This window comes from Halosimplex salinum, assembly GCF_003730195.1.
GTDB lineage: Archaea > Halobacteriota > Halobacteria > Halobacteriales > Haloarculaceae > Halosimplex > Halosimplex salinum.
On sequence record NZ_QWGG01000005.1, the window covers coordinates 156,087 to 171,973 of the forward strand.

Here is a 15,887-nt window from a genome sequence, read left to right on the forward strand (position 1 = left end):
GACTCGGGCCGTCCCGATTACAACGTATATCTGTGCTGCAAAACAGATATATGGCCCGCACTCGAAATCGAGATATGAGCGAGCCATCGGCACGGGACCACTGGGGGGACGACCGGACGACGTTCCAGCGGGTCTACGACGTCATCGTCGGGACGACTGAGCCGGTGAGCGCGGCGGTGTTCGCCGAGCGGGCGGACTGCTCGGAGACCGCGGCCAGAGGCGCGCTCGAACAGTTGACGGAGATGGGGGTCGCGCGACGGCAGGCGGGGCGGCCGGCGACCTACCGGCGCAACGACTCCTACTTTCGGTGGAAACGCGTCGAGTCGCTGGCCGACGAACACAGCCCCGCTGCGCTCCGGGATCGCGTCGACGACCTGATCGACCGCGATCGGGAGTTTCAGGACCGATACGGCGTGCCCGACCCCGACGCGGTCGGGACCGACGACCTCGCAGTCGACGACCACGACGAGTTGCACGACCGCTGGGACGACCTCCGTGAGTGGCGGACCGTTCGCCGCGACATCCGAGTGCTCCGCGACGCGGTCGATCGAGCGGAATCACGGACCGACGACGGCGCCGTCGCGTGACGCCCGACGACTCCCCGGGCGGGCCGCTCGACGTCGCCACGCTGGAGGTGCTGGGGCGCCGCGCGCGTTCACACGACCTCGTGAGCGACTGGTCGTTCCGCCCGGACAGCATCTCGCCGCGTCGACTCGAACTGCGTCTCGACGCCGACCAGTATCCCGACGCGGTCGACGCCGTCCGGATCGACGTGAGCTGGTACGACGGCGGTGAGTACACGGTCCACTATCTCGAATCCCGGGACGACGGCTCCTGGCAGTGTCGCTGGGACCGCCATCCCAAGCCCGAGGCGCCGACCGCACACTTCCATCCGCCACCGGACGCTTCGCCCGTCGTCGGGGAGTCGTCGATCGACGACTCGCACCACCTCGGAGTGCTGTTCGACGTGCTCGACTGGGTCGCCGACCGCGTCTCCACGCTCCACGAGTAGTGAGCGGAACCGGCGGTTTCTCGGGCCGCCGTGTTTCAGGCCTCGAACCCTCCTCACGGTTCGCTTCGCTCACCGCTCGGTATCCGAGGGCCTCACTGCGCTCGGCCCTCGCTTTCTTCCTCACGGCTCACCGCGTTCGCCGCTCGGTATCCGAGGGCCTCACTGCGCTCGGCCCTCGCTTTCTTCCTCACGGCTCACCGCGTTCGCCGCTCGGTATCCGAGGGCCTCACTGCGCTCGGCCCTCGCTTTCTTCCTCACGGCTCACCGCGTTCGCCGCTCGGTATCCGAGGGCCTCACTGCGTTCGGCCCTCGCTTTCCTCCCACCGGAACACGCCGTCCCGCTGGATCACCTCGCCGTCGACCTCCAGTCGGGAGTCGCCGGTCATGTCGGTGATGAGGTCGACGTGGACGGCCGAGTCGTTGCCGGACTCGCCCTCGGGCAGGCAGGCGTCGTAGGCGCGGCCGAGCGCGAGATGCACCGTCCCGGCCATCTTCTCGTCGAAGAGGATCCGCCCGGTCGGGCGGTCGATGCCGCGATTCATGCCGATCCCCAGCTCTCCGAGCACCCGGGACCCGCCGTCCGTCTGGATCACCTCGTCGATCACGTCCTCGCCCTGCGCGGCCTCCCAGTCGACGACCACGCCGTCTTTGAAGGTGAGCTTCACGTCGCGCACGTCACGCCCGCGGATCGTCATCGGCACGTCGAAGGTGACGACGCCGGCGGTGTCGTAGGGCGCCGTGAACACCTCGCCCGAGGGCAGGTTGTGCGAGTCGTAGGCGACGCTCGCGGCGGAGTTGACCGCTGTGCGACCGTCGATAAAGAGGGTCAGGTCCGTCCCCTCGTTGACGATGCGGACCTCGTCACCGTCGTCGAGGATCTCCTTCAACTGGCCCATCTCCTCGGCGAGACGCTCCCAGTCGCGGAGCGTGGCGTCGTAGACGAAGTCGGCGTACTCCTCGTAGGCCATGCCCGCCTGCTGTGCGAGCGCACGAGTGGGGTGGACCGTCGACACCCAGTCCGTGGCGAGCCGGGCCTCTCTGATGTCCTGCCGGGCGCGACCGTAGCGCTGCGTCCGCTCGCCGGGCACGTCGGCGGTCGCTGCCGTGTTTCGCCCGCCGCCCAGCGACAGCACGCTGTCGGCGTTTTCGTATAGCGATAACTCGTGTATGGGGTCCTCGTCGAACTCGCCGTCGTGTGCGCGGAGATAGGCGCGCTGGACCTCCTCGGAGCTGTACACGGTCGTCACGTTCGCGCCGTGCTCGCCCAGCGCCGCCGCGACGGCGACCGCCAGGTCGTGGGCGCCCTCGTCGACCGACACGACCACGTCGTCGCCCGCCTCGATGCGTGCGCTCCAGTCGACCAGCGTCTCTGCGTGCTCTCGTATGCGCTCGTCCATGCCCGCAGGTCGGCCGCCACGGGCAAAACGATGGCGAGCGACGGACCGCCGTCGCCCCGGATCCTTCCTCATCTTTGGGGTAGAACTGCTCTCCGCACCTCTTTAGGGGGACCTAAATTTCGTAACGACTTTATAGAGTTAGGTTAGCCTAAAACGTATGGGAGACGAGCCGGACATCGAGCAGACCAGGCGCGGATTCGTCCGGGCCGGGGTCGGACTCACGGCGGGTGGACTACTGGCCGGCTGTGTCGGCGGGAACGACTCGCCCGACACGGCCGGTGAGACGACGCCCGCGGAGACCGACGCCGCGTCCGCGAGTCCGACGGCAGCTGAGCCGTCCACCGGTGACACGACCGACGCGCCCGCGACGGAGTCGGCCACCCCGTCGACGGCCTACAGCGTCGAGATGGCGCCGATGGGCGAGGTCAGCTTCGACGAACCGCCCGAATCGATCTTCACCGTGATGAGCAGCCACGCCGACATGGCGCTGGCGCTGGGTCGCGGCGGCGACGTGAACGCCGTCTACGCCGTCGAGTACACGAACTCGCTGATGAACGCGTTCACGCCCCAGCTCGACGGGGTGAGCGTCGACTGGTCGGATCTCCTCGCTTCGTGGAACCCCCCGAAGGAAGCGGTCTACGAGCTCGACAGCGACATCCACCTCGCCGACCCGGCGAAGGTCCTCACGATGGGTGACTGGAACGAGGGCGACGTCGCGGAGATCGCCGAGCACGTCGGCCCGTGGTTCGGCAACTCCTTCAGCGCCGAACACGGCGAGCCGCCCGAGCCCTACGCCGACGACTACGAGTACTACTCGCTCTGGGAGACGTTCGGCCACGTCGCGAGCGCGCTCCGGGAGGAGGCCCGCTACGAGGCGCTCGCCGAGGTCCGCGCCGACCTCCTCGCGACCATCGAATCGGGGCTCCCGCCGGAGTCCGAGCGGCCGTCCGTCGCGATGGTCCTCCCGTCCACCCGCGACGAGGGGATGTGGACCTACGACGTGAACGGCGCGGGGTACCACGCCGCCCACACGCGCCCGCTCGGGGCCGTCGACGCTTTCGCCGACACCACCGTCGCGAACGGCGCGAAGATCGACTACGAGGCGCTCGCCGAAGCCGACCCCGACGTTCTCGTGGCGCTCGGCGGTGTCGTCGACGCCCACGACATGGCCGCGATCCGCGAGACGCTCGAAGACGACCCGGTCGCGAGCGGCGTCACCGCCGTCGACGAGGGCCGCGTCTACGCCCAGGGCACCCGCCACCAGGGCCCGCTCCTGAACCTCTTCCAGTTGGAGATGGGCGCCAAGCAGTGCTACCCCGAGCAGTTCGGCGAGTGGCCGACGTACGTCGAGGGCCCGTACCCCGACCTCTCCGCGGACGAACAGCTGTTCGACCACCAGCGCGTCGCCGCGATCATCACCGATTCACAATGACTGACGACAGTCCCTCCGAGACGACACGAAGAGCCTACCTGACCACCAGCGCGGCGCTGTTCGGCGGCGGCCTGCTCGCCGGCTGTACGAGCGACTCCGGGTCGACCGATACCCCGGAATCGGCCGCCACCGACGCGCCGACCGAGACGCCGACGGACGCGCCGACAGACGCGGCCACCGACACTCCGGCCGGCACGCAGTCGACGCCCGACACGCCATACTCGGTATCGATGGAGCCGGTCGGCGAGGTGACCTTCGACTCGGTCCCCGAGACGTGGGTCGCGAACAACGGTTCGTGGGCCGACATGGGCGTCGCACTCGGCCTCCAACCGCCGGAGGCCGTCTGGCTCACGGGCCGCTATCACACCCAGTACTACGACGATATCCCCGGCGTGAGCGTCGACAAGAGCGACATGGTCTCGCTCTACCAGGGCGAGGTCGACAAGGAACTGTTCCACGAACTGGACGCCGATATCCACGTCGTCGACCCGAACTTCCTCATGAACCGCTTCAAGGGATGGGAGCAGTCCGACGTCGACGAGGTCGCCGAGAGCGCCGGCCCCTTCTTCGGCAACAGCATCTTCTCGACGGGCTACGGGTGGCACGAGGACTACCAGTACTACTCGCTGTACGAGGCCTTCGAGAAGCTTGCCGCGGCGTTCCAGGAACGCGAGCGCTACGAGGCGTTCGAAGCCGTCCACGAGGAGTTCCAGAGCGAGGTCTCGTCGGTCGTCCCCGAGAACGAGAGCGACCGGCCCGCGGTCGCGATCATGTGGGCCGGCGGCGACGAACCCGAGGAGTTCTCGCCGTACCTGATCGGCGAGGGGACCAGCTTCAAGCAGTGGCGCGATCTGGGCGTCAGGGACGCGCTGGCCGAGACCGACGTGCAGGACTTCCACAGCGACCGCTCGCGGATCGACTTCGAGACGCTCCTGGAGATCGACCCCGAGATCGTCCTGTTCCGCGGACAGGAGGCGAAGACCCGCTCGGAGTTCGAGGACACCGTCGTCTCGCACCTCGAGGACCACCAGACCGCGAGCGCGCTCACCGCCGTCCAGAACGACGACGTCTACCGCGGCGGCGGCCTCTACCAGGGCCCGATCACGAACATGGTCCTGACCGAGCGCGGCGCCAGCCAGGTGTACGGCGTCGACGTCGACCTGTTCGACCGCGAGCGCGTCGCGGAAATCGTGAACGGGGACCTGTAGATGGCCGGGCGGGCGAGCGAGAGCGGCGACCGCTCCGTCGACACCGACAGCACGGACCGCTACGACGCCGTCGTCGTCGGCTGCGGTCCGGCGGGCGCGGCCGCCGGGGTCTTCCTCGCGCGCTACGGCCTCGACACAGCCGTCTTCGACCGCGGTTCAGCCTCGCTCGACCGCTGTGCGTTCCTCGGGAACTACCCGGGATTCCCCGCGGGCATCGACATCGAGACCTTCCAGACGTTGCTCCGCGAGCACGCGCGCGAGACCGGCTGTCTCCTCGTGGACGATCTGGTCGAGTCGGTCGAGCGGGCTCCAGTGGGCGACGAGGACGGAGACTCGACAGCCCCCTTCGCCGTCGAGACGCAGGACGATCGCCGCGTCCTCGCCGACCGAGTCGTCGCGGCGACGCGCTACGACGGCGAGTATCTCCGCCCTCTCGGCGGCGACGCGATGTTCGAGACCCACGAACACGGCGGCGAGGAACACGAACACTTCGACCCGGACTACTCCGATACGGACGGGCGGACGCCGGTCGACGGGCTCTACGTCGCCTCGCCCGCGGGCCAGCGAGACGTGCAGGCGGTCGTCGCCGCCGGTCGCGGTGCCCACGTCGCCCGGACGCTCCTCGAAGACCGCCGGGCCGAACGTGGCTATCCGACCGACCTCGCTCGCCACTACGACTGGGTTCGCCCCGACAGCGAGTTCGAAGGCGAGTGGGGCGACCGCGAGCGCTGGCGCGAGTGGTTCGACGAGCGCGTCCCGGACGACCACGAGACGGGCGACGAGCGCCTCGCCGACCTCCGCGAGGAGTATATCGACGACGCCTTCGAGACGCATCGGTCGCCCGAGGAGGTCGCCGATTTGACCGACCGCGCTCACCGGGAACTGCTCGAACACCTCGACGACGATCTCGTCCTCGAACGCGCCGCCGAGATCGAGGCGGACCGCGCCGACACCGAGTAGCCGCGACAGCCTCTCGAGTAGTCTGGGACCCTGAACCCCTCTCGCTTCGGTCTCGAACCGCAATTACTAAGACTGTGTTTAGGTAAACCTAAAACGATCGAATGGCAGAAGACGTCACGTCGGGCGCCGAGCGGGAAGCGGGCGAGAGCGCGCGCTTCGCCTGGATCGACGGGTCGCTCCTCTCGCTGTGTCTCGGGAGTCTGGCCCTCGTCGTGGCCGCGGGGCTCGTGCAGGTGAGCTTCGGGTCGTACTCGATGTCGGTCGGGGAGGCCTGGCGGTCGGTCGTCGACACGGCGGTCCTGCTCGACGAGCGGTGGCTGCTCAACTTCCTGCTCGGCGAGGAGCTGATGCGGACGGTCACCGGGTTCCAGGGCGAGCTCCCGGAACTGGCGACTGAGACGCTCATCGTCTGGAACATCCGCCTACCACGGGTGTTCGTCGCGATGCTCGTCGGGATGAACCTCGCCGTCTCGGGCGCCATCTTCCAGGCGGTGACGCGGAACGAACTGGCCAGTCCGTTCATCCTCGGCGTCTCGTCGGGGGCGGGCCTGCTCATCCTCCTCACGCTGGTCGTGTTCCCGGTGCTGGCCACCGCGCTGCCGCTCATCGCCGCCGCGGGTGGGATGGGCGCGTTCGTCCTCGTCTACCTCATCGCCTGGAAGGGCGGGACCTCGCCAGTGCGACTGGTCCTCGCCGGCGTCATCGTCGGCACCGTCTTTCAGAGCCTGCAGACCGGGCTGTTCTTCTTCGCCGACGACATCGGCGTGGTCCAGTCCGCCATCGCATGGACGACCGGGTCGCTGACGGGCACCGACTGGGAGCAGGTCCGCACCGCGCTCCCGTGGACCATCGTCGCGATGGGCCTCGCGCTCGTGGGCGCGCGGCAGTTGAACGTCCTCCTGCTGGGCGAACGCACCGCGTCGTCGCTCGGCATGAACGTCGAACGGATGCGGTTCGCGCTCTCGGCGGTGGGTGTGCTGGCCGCCGCCGCGAGCATCGCCGTCGCCGGAATCGTCGGCTTCGTCGGCCTCATCGTCCCGCACGTCGTCCGTAACGTCGTCGGGAGCGACTACAAGCGCCTCGTCGTCGGCTGTCTGTTCGCCGGTCCCGCCCTGCTGGTCGCCGCCGACGTGGGCGCCCGGCTCGCGATTCCGGTCCTGATGGGCGGGAGCGGACAGCTCCCCGTCGGCATCGTCACCGGCCTCGTCGGCGGGCCGTACTTCCTCTACCTGATGCGCAAACAGGAGCAACTCGGAGAGATATGAGCCAGAGCGACACCACCCCGATCGGGACGCACCGCGACGACGACCACACCGACTGCGACGAGACGCCGGACGCGCAGACCGCGCTCTCGGCGCCCGCCGTCGCGGCCAGCGAACCCGTGGGCACCCCCTTCGACGCCGAAGACCTCGTCGTCGGCTACCCGACGAGCGAGGAGGCCGTCGTCGACGGGGAGTCCCTCGTCGCCGCGCCCGGCCAGGTGACCGCCCTCGTCGGCCCCAACGGGAGCGGCAAGAGCACGCTCCTCAAAGCGATGGCCGATCAGCTGGCGCCCGAGGCCGGGACGGTCCGGCTCGACGGCGCCGACGTGACCGAGATGGACTCGAAGGACCTCGCTCGCCGGCTCGGTCTGCTCTCCCAGGAGAACGTCGCGCCGGACAGCATCACCGTCGAGAAGCTCGTCGAACACGGTCGCTACCCGCATCGCGGCTTCTTCGACGGGCTGACCGAGGGAGACCTCGACGCGATCGACCGGGCGATCGACCTCGCGGGGGTCGACCACCTGCGCGAGCGCGACGTGGGTAGTCTCAGCGGCGGCCAGAAACAGCTCGTCTGGATCGCCATGATCCTCGCACAGGAGACCGACGTGCTCCTGCTCGACGAGCCCACCACGTTCCTCGACATGCACCACCAGCTCGAAGTGATGGAGATCGTCGAGACCCTGCGCGACGAGAGCGACAAGACCGTCGTGGTCGTCCTCCACGACCTCCAGCAGGCCGCGCGCCTCGCCGACCACGTGGTCGCGCTCAAGGACGGCGCCGTCCAGAGCCGCGGCCAGCCCGAGGACGTGGTCTCCGAGGAGATGCTCGCCGACGTGTTCGGCATCGAGGCGACCGTCACCCAGTCCGACATCGGCCCGCAGATCACGCCGCTCCGCCCGCTCCACGACGACGCCGGCGCCGACCGCCACCGCTGAATCCGTATTCGTCGCTCTCGCGCTCCCGAACGGCTGTTTTTCCGCTCTCCTGTCTCCTGACCGGTTCGACCGCGTCTGACGCTGTCAACGGCATGCCGATATATCGAATCGCGGGAGCGCCGCCACGGACGACCCGTCTGAGCAGCGCCGATTCGGTGCGAGACGGCCGTCGTGACACGCTCGGGAGAGACGACACAGTGTCGACGCCGGATTCCCCGCATCGGAGTGCTTACCGCCCGGTGACCGCCGTTTCTCTCCATGGCGACGACCCTCGACGGCGAGGCACTGGCCGCTCGACTCCGCGACGACCTGCGCGAGTCCGTCGAACGACTCGCGGACGCGGGCGTCCGGCCCGGACTGGCGACCGTCCACATGGGCGACGACCCCGCCGCGGAGTCGTACGTCGAGATGAAACAGCGCGACTGCGCCGAACTGGGTATCGACGGGACGCACGTCGACCTCGACCCCGACGAATCGGCCGCGACGCTCCACGACACCATCGCGGATCTCAATGTGGACCCGGCGGTCCACGGGATCTTGATCCAGGACGACGTGCCCGATCACGTCGACTGGCGGGCGGCGGTCCGCGAGATCGACCCCGAGAAGGACGTCGACGGACTCCACCCCGAGAACGTCGGTCGGCTCGTCGCGGGCGACCCACGGTTCGTCCCGTGTACGCCCCTCGGGATCCAGCGACTCCTCGCCGAGTACGAGATCGACCTCGCGGGCGCGCACGTGGTCGTCGTCAATCGGTCGATGATCGTCGGCAAGCCGCTGGCGGCCTTGCTGACCCAGCGGGGCGAGGGCGGCGACGCCACGGTGACGGTCTGCCACAGTCGGACCGACGGCCTCGCCGAGAAGACCTGGAACGCCGACGTTCTCGTCGTCGCCGTGGACGACCCGGAGTTCCTCGACGGATCGATGGTCAGTGAGGGAACGACGGTAGTCGACGTCGGGATCGGCCGCGTCCCGGCGGACACCGAACGCGGCTACGAACTCGTCGGCGACGTGGAGGCGGCGAGCGTGGAGCCGAAAGCAGACTACTTCGCGCCCGTTCCCGGCGGCGTCGGCCCGATGACGCGGGTGATGCTCCACCGCAACACCGTCGAAGCCGTTCGCATTCAGGCCGGCACGTCCGTCGGTGAGGAGCGGCAGTAAACCGCCACGCGCTATACGAAACCTGCCGTGGCGAGTGATACGCACCGCATCGATCCGCTCGTGGTTCGGGGGTTCGCGTCCTCCTGTGCTGCGATTTCGGTCGTGACGCCGGGTTCGCCGCTCCCGCTTCGAACCACAACCCCTACTTGCGCGCCCGGCGAGCGAGCAGGTATGCAACTGGGCGTCATCGGACTCGGACGGATGGGGCAGATCGTCGTCGACCGCACGCTCGACGCCGGGCACGAGGTCGTCGCCTTCGACCTCGACGAGGAAGCGGTCGCGACGGCCGCCGACGCGGGCGCGACGCCGGCCGACTCCGCCGTCGACCTCGTCGAACGACTCGGCGACGAGAAACGGGTCTGGCTGATGGTCCCGGCCGGCGGGGCGGTCGACGCCGCGCTCGACGACCTCGAACCACACCTCGACGAGGACGACGTCGTCGTCGACGGCGGCAACTCCTACTTCGAGGACTCCGTCCGCCGCGCGGAGTCGACCGAGGCCGCCTACCTCGATTGCGGCACCTCCGGCGGCCCCGCCGGCGCGGAGCTGGGCTTCTCGCTGATGGTCGGCGGCCCCGAGTGGGCCTACGAGGAACTGACGCCCGTCTTCGACGCCGTCGCGACCGGCCCGGACGGCCACGACCGCATGGGTCCCGCCGGGTCGGGCCACTACGTCAAGATGGTCCACAACGGCGTCGAGTACGCGCTCATGCAGACCTACGGCGAAGGGTTCGAACTGCTCGCGAACGGCCGGTACGACCTCGACCTCGAGTCCGTCGCGCGCACGTGGAACAACGGTGCGGTCATCCGCTCGTGGCTGCTCGAACTCTGCGAGGAGGCGTTCCGCGAGGAGGGCAACCACCTCGGGACCGTGGCCGACCGCGTCGAGGGCGGGTCGACGGGGACCTGGACCGTCCAGGAGGCGCTCGAACAGGAAGTGCCGGTGCCGCTCATCTATCAGGCGCTCGCCGAGCGCTTCGACTCCCGGTCGGCGGGAGGCGAGGGGCCCGGTCGGTTCTCCCGGCGGCTGGCGAACCGGCTCCGGTACGGGTTCGGTCGCCACGAAGTTCCGCGGCGCGAGGAGTAGATACTCACCGCGCGCGTAACACGTTCGGCGCGTCTCTCGGCCGCTGTCCGGGGTCGAAGCGTCACCTAATTATACGGGCACTCCGAAGCGAGAGATATGGTCGACCTAACGAGTGTCGTGCTCGGGGCGGGGTTGACGCTCATCGTCGTCGCGATCCACTACGCGAAGGGGACCGGCTGGGAGCCGGCGGCGGACATCTCCCAGGACGTCCTCGAACAGCGAGCGGCGGCGGTGCCCGAGACCGACTTCCCCGAACCTATGAACCGCTCCATCGGCGGCGGCGCAGCCGGCGCCATCCCGTCCGGTGAAGGCGGTGCAGAGCTCGAAGAGGGCGAAGAGAGCGAGGAGGAGGAGGGCTTCGACCCCGAGTCGATCCCCGAGGACGAGGTCGAGTACTACGAGGTCGAGTTCGCCAAGGAAGGCGAGACCATCGAGATCGCCAACAACGAGAACATCCTCGACGTCGGCGAAGAGGAGGGCTGGGACCTGCCGTACGCCTGCCGCCAGGGCCAGTGTGTCTCCTGTGCCGGGCAGATCCAGGACGGCCCCGCGCTCGACTACATCCAGCACGAACACAACGAGGCGCTGTTCGACGACGACATGGAGGACGGCTACTGCCTGACCTGCGTCGCCTATCCGGTTGACGACTTCACGCTCGAAACCGGCGAGCAGCCCTGAACGCCGCGGTCACGAGTGTTCCGCGTTCTCTCCGTCTCGCACCGATACCGAGCGACAGCGCCCATCTCGATCCGAGGGCCCGTCGCTTAGCGGACACAGTAGCTGGTTCCGGGCCGAGATGTCACGGGCTCAAACCGCTCGGGCTCGGTTTGCGACGGCCTCGTGGACGTCAGTGAGTGTGATATCGCCTCTCTGACCGCCGGATACCCCGAATACGTGTCGTTCGATCGGGAATAAATATCATATACGTTCGTTCTAGACACTGGGGGAGATGAGTGACCAGATAGACGACGTGGTCGTCGTGGGGGGCGGGGATTCGGGGCTGTTGGCGGCGCTCGCTCTGAAGAAGATGAACACGGGGCTCGACGTTTCGGTGATCGACGACTTCGAGGAAGACGTCCCACAGGTCGGAAAGAGCACGTTTCTGGCGATCCAGCACATCCTGCACGAGGACCTGGGGATCGACGAACGGGCGTTCGTCTCGGCGGTCAAACCCGTCTGGAAGGCCTCGGTGTACTTCCGGGACTGGTGTGGCTATCCCCCCTTTCACTACCCGTTCGACCAGAACCGGAAGTTCCCGAACCCCAACGAGCGAGACACGAACGAGGGGTACCACTACTACTACGACGAACTCCACAACAGCACCGACCACCAGTCGAAGTGCGAGGAGATGGTGTCGCAGGGCAAATCGCCCTGGTACTTCTCGCCGCGAGAGGGGGGCACTCGCAAGTACGACAACGTCGCCTACCACCTCAACACCGAACGGTTCAACACGTTCCTGCGGGACCTGTGTCTCGACCGGGACATCGGGCTGATCGACGACGAGGTGGTCACCGTCGACGTCGCGAACGACCGGATCCAGCGACTCCGGGGTCGGAACGGGGCGTACGAAGCGGACCTGTACGTCGACGCGACGGGTTTCTCCCGCGTGCTGAAACGCGAGCAGAGCGACGAGTTCCACGAGTTCGACCTCCCGCTCGACTCGGCGCTGAACGCGCGGTCGGACCTCTCGCTCGACGAGGTCGTCCCGGCGACGGTCATCGACACGGGCGACCACGGCTGGTTCTGGCAGATAGACACGTTCGACAACCGCGATCGCGGGTACGTCTACGCCTCGGAGTACGTCTCGGAGGCGGCGGCTCGAGAGGAGTTCGTCGACCACTGCGACGGGATCGCGGCCGAGGACGTGGTGAAATACGAGTTCACGTCCGGCTACCACGAGCGCGCGTGGGTCGAGAACTGCGTCGCCATCGGCAACGCGGAGGGGTTCGTCGAACCGCTCCAGTCGACGGGGCTCACGGCCAACGCCAAGGCGTCGGTCACGCTCGCGACGCTCCTGTCGGGGCACGGGCGGGTGGCGGACGACGCGGTCAGGGAGCGGTACAACGGGTGGGTCTCACGGTCGTGGGAGGCGATCTACGACTTCATCAGTGTCCACTACGCCTACGCCGACGGCGGCACCGAGTTCTGGCGGGACGTTCAGGACATCGAACTCAGCCCGCGGACGGAGATGCTGATCGAGCACTTCGACCGCCACGGGTTCGACACGCACGTCGACCCGGCGATACACTCCGAACACGACGACCTGCTGTTCTTCCGGGCGCGCCACTTCTACGCGCTGATGCGGAACATGGGCGCCACCTCCGAGTTCTACGAGACGCACGACTTCGAACTGAGCGACGCGGTCCGGCGAGCAGTCGACCAGCACTACGGAGCGATCGAGGACGACGTGGCCGACCACTACGACCACCGCGAGTACTACCACGGCGTGCTGGGTCAACACTGAGCTCGTCGGAGTCAGTCGTTGACGAGCGACTCCGTCCGACCGGTCAGCTCGTCGGGCTGGAGTCGGAAGAAGTCGAACGACACCATCCGTAACGGCTCCTCGAACACGTCGACCAGCGGGATGTCGACCCGCTCCATCCCTGCCAGCGTCTCGGTCGCGATCTTCTCCTCGTCCGCGTCCTCGAGCCGTCCGCGAGCGACGACGCTACACCACCGGTCGTCCTCGCCTTCGGTCCCGTAGGCCACGAACGTCACCGGTCTGTCGGCGAGGTCCTCGGGGTCGTCGCCGGGACCGAGCGAGATACGGAAGTAGAAGACGTCGTCCGTCTGGTCGTAGCCGTAGGACACCGGAACCGCGTCCGGGGGTTCGTCCCCTCGCGTCGAGAGGGAGAGGACTCCCGTTCCCCCCGTCCCCAGGAACCGGTCGCGCTCTTCGGGTTCCATCTCGATCTCCTCCGCATCGGTCATGCGAACTGATACGCCCGTCGAGCTAATAAGCCCGCGGCCGGACCCCGACGCTCCGCTCGCAATACTCGATTCGGCGCGCGTCTCCGGGTTTTCGATTCACCCGTTCGAGTCGTCCGAGACGGCCTCTGCGGCGTGTTCTTCTGTGTCTCTCTTCTCGTCCGATCCCGAACTGCACTCGATTTTATATCGCGAAATGTAGTTTATGTGTCGTGGCAGGTGGGTGCCCCGGATGGCGAGATCAACCGGTCGAGGCACGGCAACCGGTGAATCGACGGCGCGGTCGGATGACACCAACCCTTTTGTGCCAGCTCGTCGGTCGGGGTACCATGGCGACGACCGCGGGTGACCTGACGGAACCCCACGTGCTCGCACACGCGAAGCGTCGGCTCTTTCCCGACGACGGGGCCGAGGCGGCCTACGCCGTGGTCGACACGCAGTTCGCACAGGAGCGGTGGGTCGACCGGACGACCATCGACGAAGCGGTTCGCGAGGCGCTCGCCCCGTTCAATCACGTCCGCGTCGGCTCGGGGTATCCCGATCTGGTCGGCGTGCGCCCGCTCGACGACGACCTGCTGAGTGTCGACCGGCTGGGCGGTGAGCCGCCGCTGATCGCCGTGGAAGCGAAGGGATACACCGACGGCGGCGGTGTCGACGTCGAACGCGGCGTCGTCCAGGCTCACGACCGGCTCGACGAGGCGAACGTCGCCTTCCTCGCTGCGCCCGAACCGGCGATCAGCCAGACCGACCGCTCGCTGGCGAGAGAGCTCAACGTGGGCGTTCTCGCCGTGGGGGCCGAGGGGGAGGTGACCGGCGTCGAGACGCCGCGCGTCGTCGGCAACCGGACCGAGGACGCGGCGACCACGATCCGGTTCCAGGCGAGCGCCCAGGGCGTCGCCGGGAAGAGCTTCGGACTCAACCACCCGAAGAACTACCTCGCCTACCCGCTCGCCGTCGCTCACGAGCGGGAGACCGAGGCCGTCCTCGCCGATCGCGTCGTCCGCGCGGTCGACGACGCCCGCACCGGCGCCGCGTTCCTGAATCTGATCTCGGTCGAGCCGGACCGGACCGAACTGACCCCGCTCGGGAAGGAGGTCGTCCGCTTCGCGCTCGCCGAATACGGGAGCGTCGACGCCGCGCTCACCGCGTTCGACGACTGGAAGCGCTCACGCAAGCGCTTCTGCGACATCGCACCCAGGTGGGGACTGCTCGCCCGGCGCGTCGTCTACGCGTACCCCGCGACCGAACTACTGGTGACAGAACTGCAGGCGCTCCACGACGGCGGGGAGCGGTCGCCGACGCTGAAACAGTTCGTCGAGTGGCTCCACGAACTCCACCCGACCTTTACGGTCGAACTCTTCCTGCGGGGAGACGAGGCGGTCCGCGGGCGCGTGCTCACCGACGACGGGGAGTTGCGCGCGGGGGAGCTCCGCGACGGCGCGGTGTATCACTCGCCGACCGTCTTCCAGCTGAAGGCGATGCTGTTCCACGCGGGGGTCCTCACCGAGCGGGGGAGCGAGCCGCACCGACTCGATCCCGTTTCGGACCGGTGGGCGCTCCGTAACGCCGTGGGACCGACGCGAGCCTGAGGGGACCCGTCATATGCCGGTCCGTCGTTTTTGTGACTCTGCGGCCTACCGTCAGGGGGAGACACATGAACTTCGACGAGTTCACGGGGACTGTCCAGAACCGCCTCGAATTGCCCGGGACGGGGGAGACCGTTCGCGCGATACGGGCGACGCTGACGACGCTGGGGGAGCGCATCCAGGAAGGGGAGGCGACGGATCTCGCCGGGCCGCTGCCGATGGAGATCGACTACTACCTGACGGACGCGGTCGCGGAACACGGGCAACGCTTCGACTGGGACGAATTTCTCGACCGCGTCGCCGAGCGCGAGAGACAGCTCGCGCCCGACGACCGCGCCGACGTGGCCTACCACGCCCGGACTGTCGTCGCGGTCGTCAGCGAAGCCACGCCCGAGGGACAGGTCGACCAGGTCCGCGCGCAACTCCCCGCCGACGAGGGCTGGGACAGCCTGTTCGAACTGGTCGACAGCCGCGAAGCCGCCAGCGACGGGGCGTGACACTCCCGGCCCCGGTCTGTCGGGGAGAGCGCCGTCCGCCGCCCGTCATACGGAGCGAAAAGCGCTAAGTGCCCGTCGTCCGAAGCCGATGACATGTGGCGCTCCTCGAAGCGGGGGCAGAGTCAGGTCACCTGTATCGCCTGCGGTGACGCCGTCTCGCGGTCCGACGCCCGGGAGTACGACAAGTTCGGCGACCGCTGGGACCGGCAGGGCAAGGAGTTCGAGTACCTCTGCAAGCCCTGCGACCGGGACCGCTGTCACCAGCCCCGCGGGGACCTCGAAGCCTTGCTGGAGGACGTCGAATCGCACAGCGACGGGACCGACCGGGCGACCTTTCTCGCGACGTACCTCGAACTCGCCGAGCGGCACGACTCCGTCGAGGAGCGCTAGGGCGCCGACCGCTGGTCGTCGGCGTTCGCCGGCCTG

At 68.2% G+C, this 15,887-nt stretch carries 16 protein-coding genes; 14 read left to right on the forward strand and 2 right to left on the reverse strand.

The annotated features are described in order from the left end of the window. Positions 1-74 precede the first annotated feature (74 nt). Both D1409_RS14815 and D1409_RS14820 read left to right on the forward strand, forming a co-directional pair. Positions 75-587 (forward strand): DUF7342 family protein, encoded by a 513-nt coding sequence (locus tag D1409_RS14815; protein WP_123537769.1) that lies wholly within the window; start codon positions 75-77, stop codon positions 585-587. Beyond that, complete coding sequence (locus D1409_RS14820; RefSeq protein ID WP_123537770.1) at positions 584-1,012, forward strand: hypothetical protein; 429 nt, start codon at positions 584-586, stop codon at positions 1,010-1,012. The genes D1409_RS14815 and D1409_RS14820 overlap by 4 nt, the downstream gene beginning before the upstream one ends. A 293-nt stretch (positions 1,013-1,305) precedes the next feature. Here D1409_RS14820 and D1409_RS14825 read toward each other — a convergent pair whose 3' ends face one another. Continuing rightward, positions 1,306-2,409, reverse strand: coding sequence for an aminopeptidase (locus D1409_RS14825; protein WP_123537771.1), 1,104 nt, complete (start codon positions 2,407-2,409; stop codon positions 1,306-1,308). Positions 2,410-2,566: 157 nt separating this feature from the next. Between D1409_RS14825 and D1409_RS14830 the strand changes: the two genes are divergently transcribed. From D1409_RS14830 to D1409_RS14870, 9 genes are all read left to right on the forward strand, one after another. Further along, complete coding sequence (locus tag D1409_RS14830) at positions 2,567-3,841, forward strand: ABC transporter substrate-binding protein (protein ID WP_123537772.1); 1,275 nt, start codon at positions 2,567-2,569, stop codon at positions 3,839-3,841. Next, entirely contained in the window at positions 3,838-5,049 is a 1,212-nt protein-coding gene (locus D1409_RS14835) for an ABC transporter substrate-binding protein (RefSeq protein ID WP_123537773.1), read from the forward strand. Before D1409_RS14830 ends, D1409_RS14835 begins: the two co-directional genes overlap by 4 nt. After that, on the forward strand, positions 5,050-6,009 hold the full coding sequence (locus D1409_RS14840; RefSeq protein ID WP_123537774.1) for an NAD(P)/FAD-dependent oxidoreductase: 960 nt from the start codon (positions 5,050-5,052) through the stop codon (positions 6,007-6,009). Between the two features lie 101 nt (positions 6,010-6,110). Further along, on the forward strand, positions 6,111-7,274 hold the full coding sequence (locus tag D1409_RS14845; protein ID WP_123537775.1) for a FecCD family ABC transporter permease: 1,164 nt from the start codon (positions 6,111-6,113) through the stop codon (positions 7,272-7,274). Continuing rightward, a complete protein-coding gene (locus D1409_RS14850; protein ID WP_123537776.1) occupies positions 7,271-8,206 on the forward strand; it encodes an ABC transporter ATP-binding protein in 936 nt (311 codons plus the stop codon). The genes D1409_RS14845 and D1409_RS14850 overlap by 4 nt, the downstream gene beginning before the upstream one ends. Positions 8,207-8,464: 258 nt before the next feature. After that, complete coding sequence (locus D1409_RS14855) at positions 8,465-9,364, forward strand: tetrahydrofolate dehydrogenase/cyclohydrolase catalytic domain-containing protein (protein WP_123537777.1); 900 nt, start codon at positions 8,465-8,467, stop codon at positions 9,362-9,364. Positions 9,365-9,535: 171 nt separating this feature from the next. Continuing rightward, a complete protein-coding gene (gnd, locus tag D1409_RS14860) occupies positions 9,536-10,450 on the forward strand; it encodes a phosphogluconate dehydrogenase (NAD(+)-dependent, decarboxylating) (protein ID WP_123537778.1) in 915 nt (304 codons plus the stop codon). A gap of 96 nt (positions 10,451-10,546) precedes the next feature. Next, positions 10,547-11,128, forward strand: coding sequence for a 2Fe-2S iron-sulfur cluster-binding protein (locus D1409_RS14865; protein WP_123537779.1), 582 nt, complete (start codon positions 10,547-10,549; stop codon positions 11,126-11,128). 271 nt (positions 11,129-11,399) lie between these two features. Then, on the forward strand, positions 11,400-12,914 hold the full coding sequence (locus D1409_RS14870; protein ID WP_123537780.1) for a tryptophan 7-halogenase: 1,515 nt from the start codon (positions 11,400-11,402) through the stop codon (positions 12,912-12,914). An 11-nt stretch (positions 12,915-12,925) separates the two neighbouring features. On the opposite strand, the gene D1409_RS14875 is transcribed toward D1409_RS14870, so the two are convergent. Then, a complete protein-coding gene (locus D1409_RS14875) occupies positions 12,926-13,381 on the reverse strand; it encodes a pyridoxamine 5'-phosphate oxidase family protein (protein ID WP_123537781.1) in 456 nt (151 codons plus the stop codon). Positions 13,382-13,707: 326 nt separating this feature from the next. Between D1409_RS14875 and D1409_RS14880 the strand changes: the two genes are divergently transcribed. From D1409_RS14880 to D1409_RS14890, 3 genes are all read left to right on the forward strand, one after another. Continuing rightward, the gene (locus tag D1409_RS14880; protein ID WP_123537782.1) at positions 13,708-14,967 is read left to right on the forward strand and encodes a hypothetical protein; all 1,260 of its coding nucleotides are present in this window, start codon (positions 13,708-13,710) and stop codon (positions 14,965-14,967) included. 65 nt (positions 14,968-15,032) lie between these two features. Further along, positions 15,033-15,461 carry a DUF2267 domain-containing protein gene (locus D1409_RS14885; protein WP_123537783.1) on the forward strand — a complete coding sequence of 143 codons (429 nt, stop codon included), beginning with the start codon at positions 15,033-15,035 and terminating at the stop codon, positions 15,459-15,461. Positions 15,462-15,554: 93 nt separating this feature from the next. Then, complete coding sequence (locus D1409_RS14890) at positions 15,555-15,851, forward strand: DUF7562 family protein (RefSeq protein WP_123537784.1); 297 nt, start codon at positions 15,555-15,557, stop codon at positions 15,849-15,851. Positions 15,852-15,887 lie beyond the last annotated feature (36 nt).

Excerpts from the sequence above, each read along its gene's own strand:
- D1409_RS14815 (WP_123537769.1), top strand. The coding sequence starts at position 75 with ATGAGCGAGCCATCGGCACGGGACCACTGGGGGGACGACCGGACGACG.
- D1409_RS14825 (WP_123537771.1), bottom strand. The coding sequence starts at position 2,409 with ATGGACGAGCGCATACGAGAGCACGCAGAGACGCTGGTCGACTGGAGC.
- D1409_RS14830 (WP_123537772.1), top strand. The coding sequence starts at position 2,567 with ATGGGAGACGAGCCGGACATCGAGCAGACCAGGCGCGGATTCGTCCGG.
- D1409_RS14835 (WP_123537773.1), top strand. The coding sequence starts at position 3,838 with ATGACTGACGACAGTCCCTCCGAGACGACACGAAGAGCCTACCTGACC.
- D1409_RS14840 (WP_123537774.1), top strand. The coding sequence starts at position 5,050 with ATGGCCGGGCGGGCGAGCGAGAGCGGCGACCGCTCCGTCGACACCGAC.
- D1409_RS14845 (WP_123537775.1), top strand. The coding sequence starts at position 6,111 with ATGGCAGAAGACGTCACGTCGGGCGCCGAGCGGGAAGCGGGCGAGAGC.
- D1409_RS14850 (WP_123537776.1), top strand. The coding sequence starts at position 7,271 with ATGAGCCAGAGCGACACCACCCCGATCGGGACGCACCGCGACGACGAC.
- D1409_RS14855 (WP_123537777.1), top strand. The coding sequence starts at position 8,465 with ATGGCGACGACCCTCGACGGCGAGGCACTGGCCGCTCGACTCCGCGAC.
- gnd (WP_123537778.1), top strand. The coding sequence starts at position 9,536 with ATGCAACTGGGCGTCATCGGACTCGGACGGATGGGGCAGATCGTCGTC.
- D1409_RS14865 (WP_123537779.1), top strand. The coding sequence starts at position 10,547 with ATGGTCGACCTAACGAGTGTCGTGCTCGGGGCGGGGTTGACGCTCATC.
- D1409_RS14870 (WP_123537780.1), top strand. The coding sequence starts at position 11,400 with ATGAGTGACCAGATAGACGACGTGGTCGTCGTGGGGGGCGGGGATTCG.
- D1409_RS14875 (WP_123537781.1), bottom strand. The coding sequence starts at position 13,381 with ATGACCGATGCGGAGGAGATCGAGATGGAACCCGAAGAGCGCGACCGG.
- D1409_RS14880 (WP_123537782.1), top strand. The coding sequence starts at position 13,708 with ATGGCGACGACCGCGGGTGACCTGACGGAACCCCACGTGCTCGCACAC.
- D1409_RS14885 (WP_123537783.1), top strand. The coding sequence starts at position 15,033 with ATGAACTTCGACGAGTTCACGGGGACTGTCCAGAACCGCCTCGAATTG.
- D1409_RS14890 (WP_123537784.1), top strand. The coding sequence starts at position 15,555 with ATGTGGCGCTCCTCGAAGCGGGGGCAGAGTCAGGTCACCTGTATCGCC.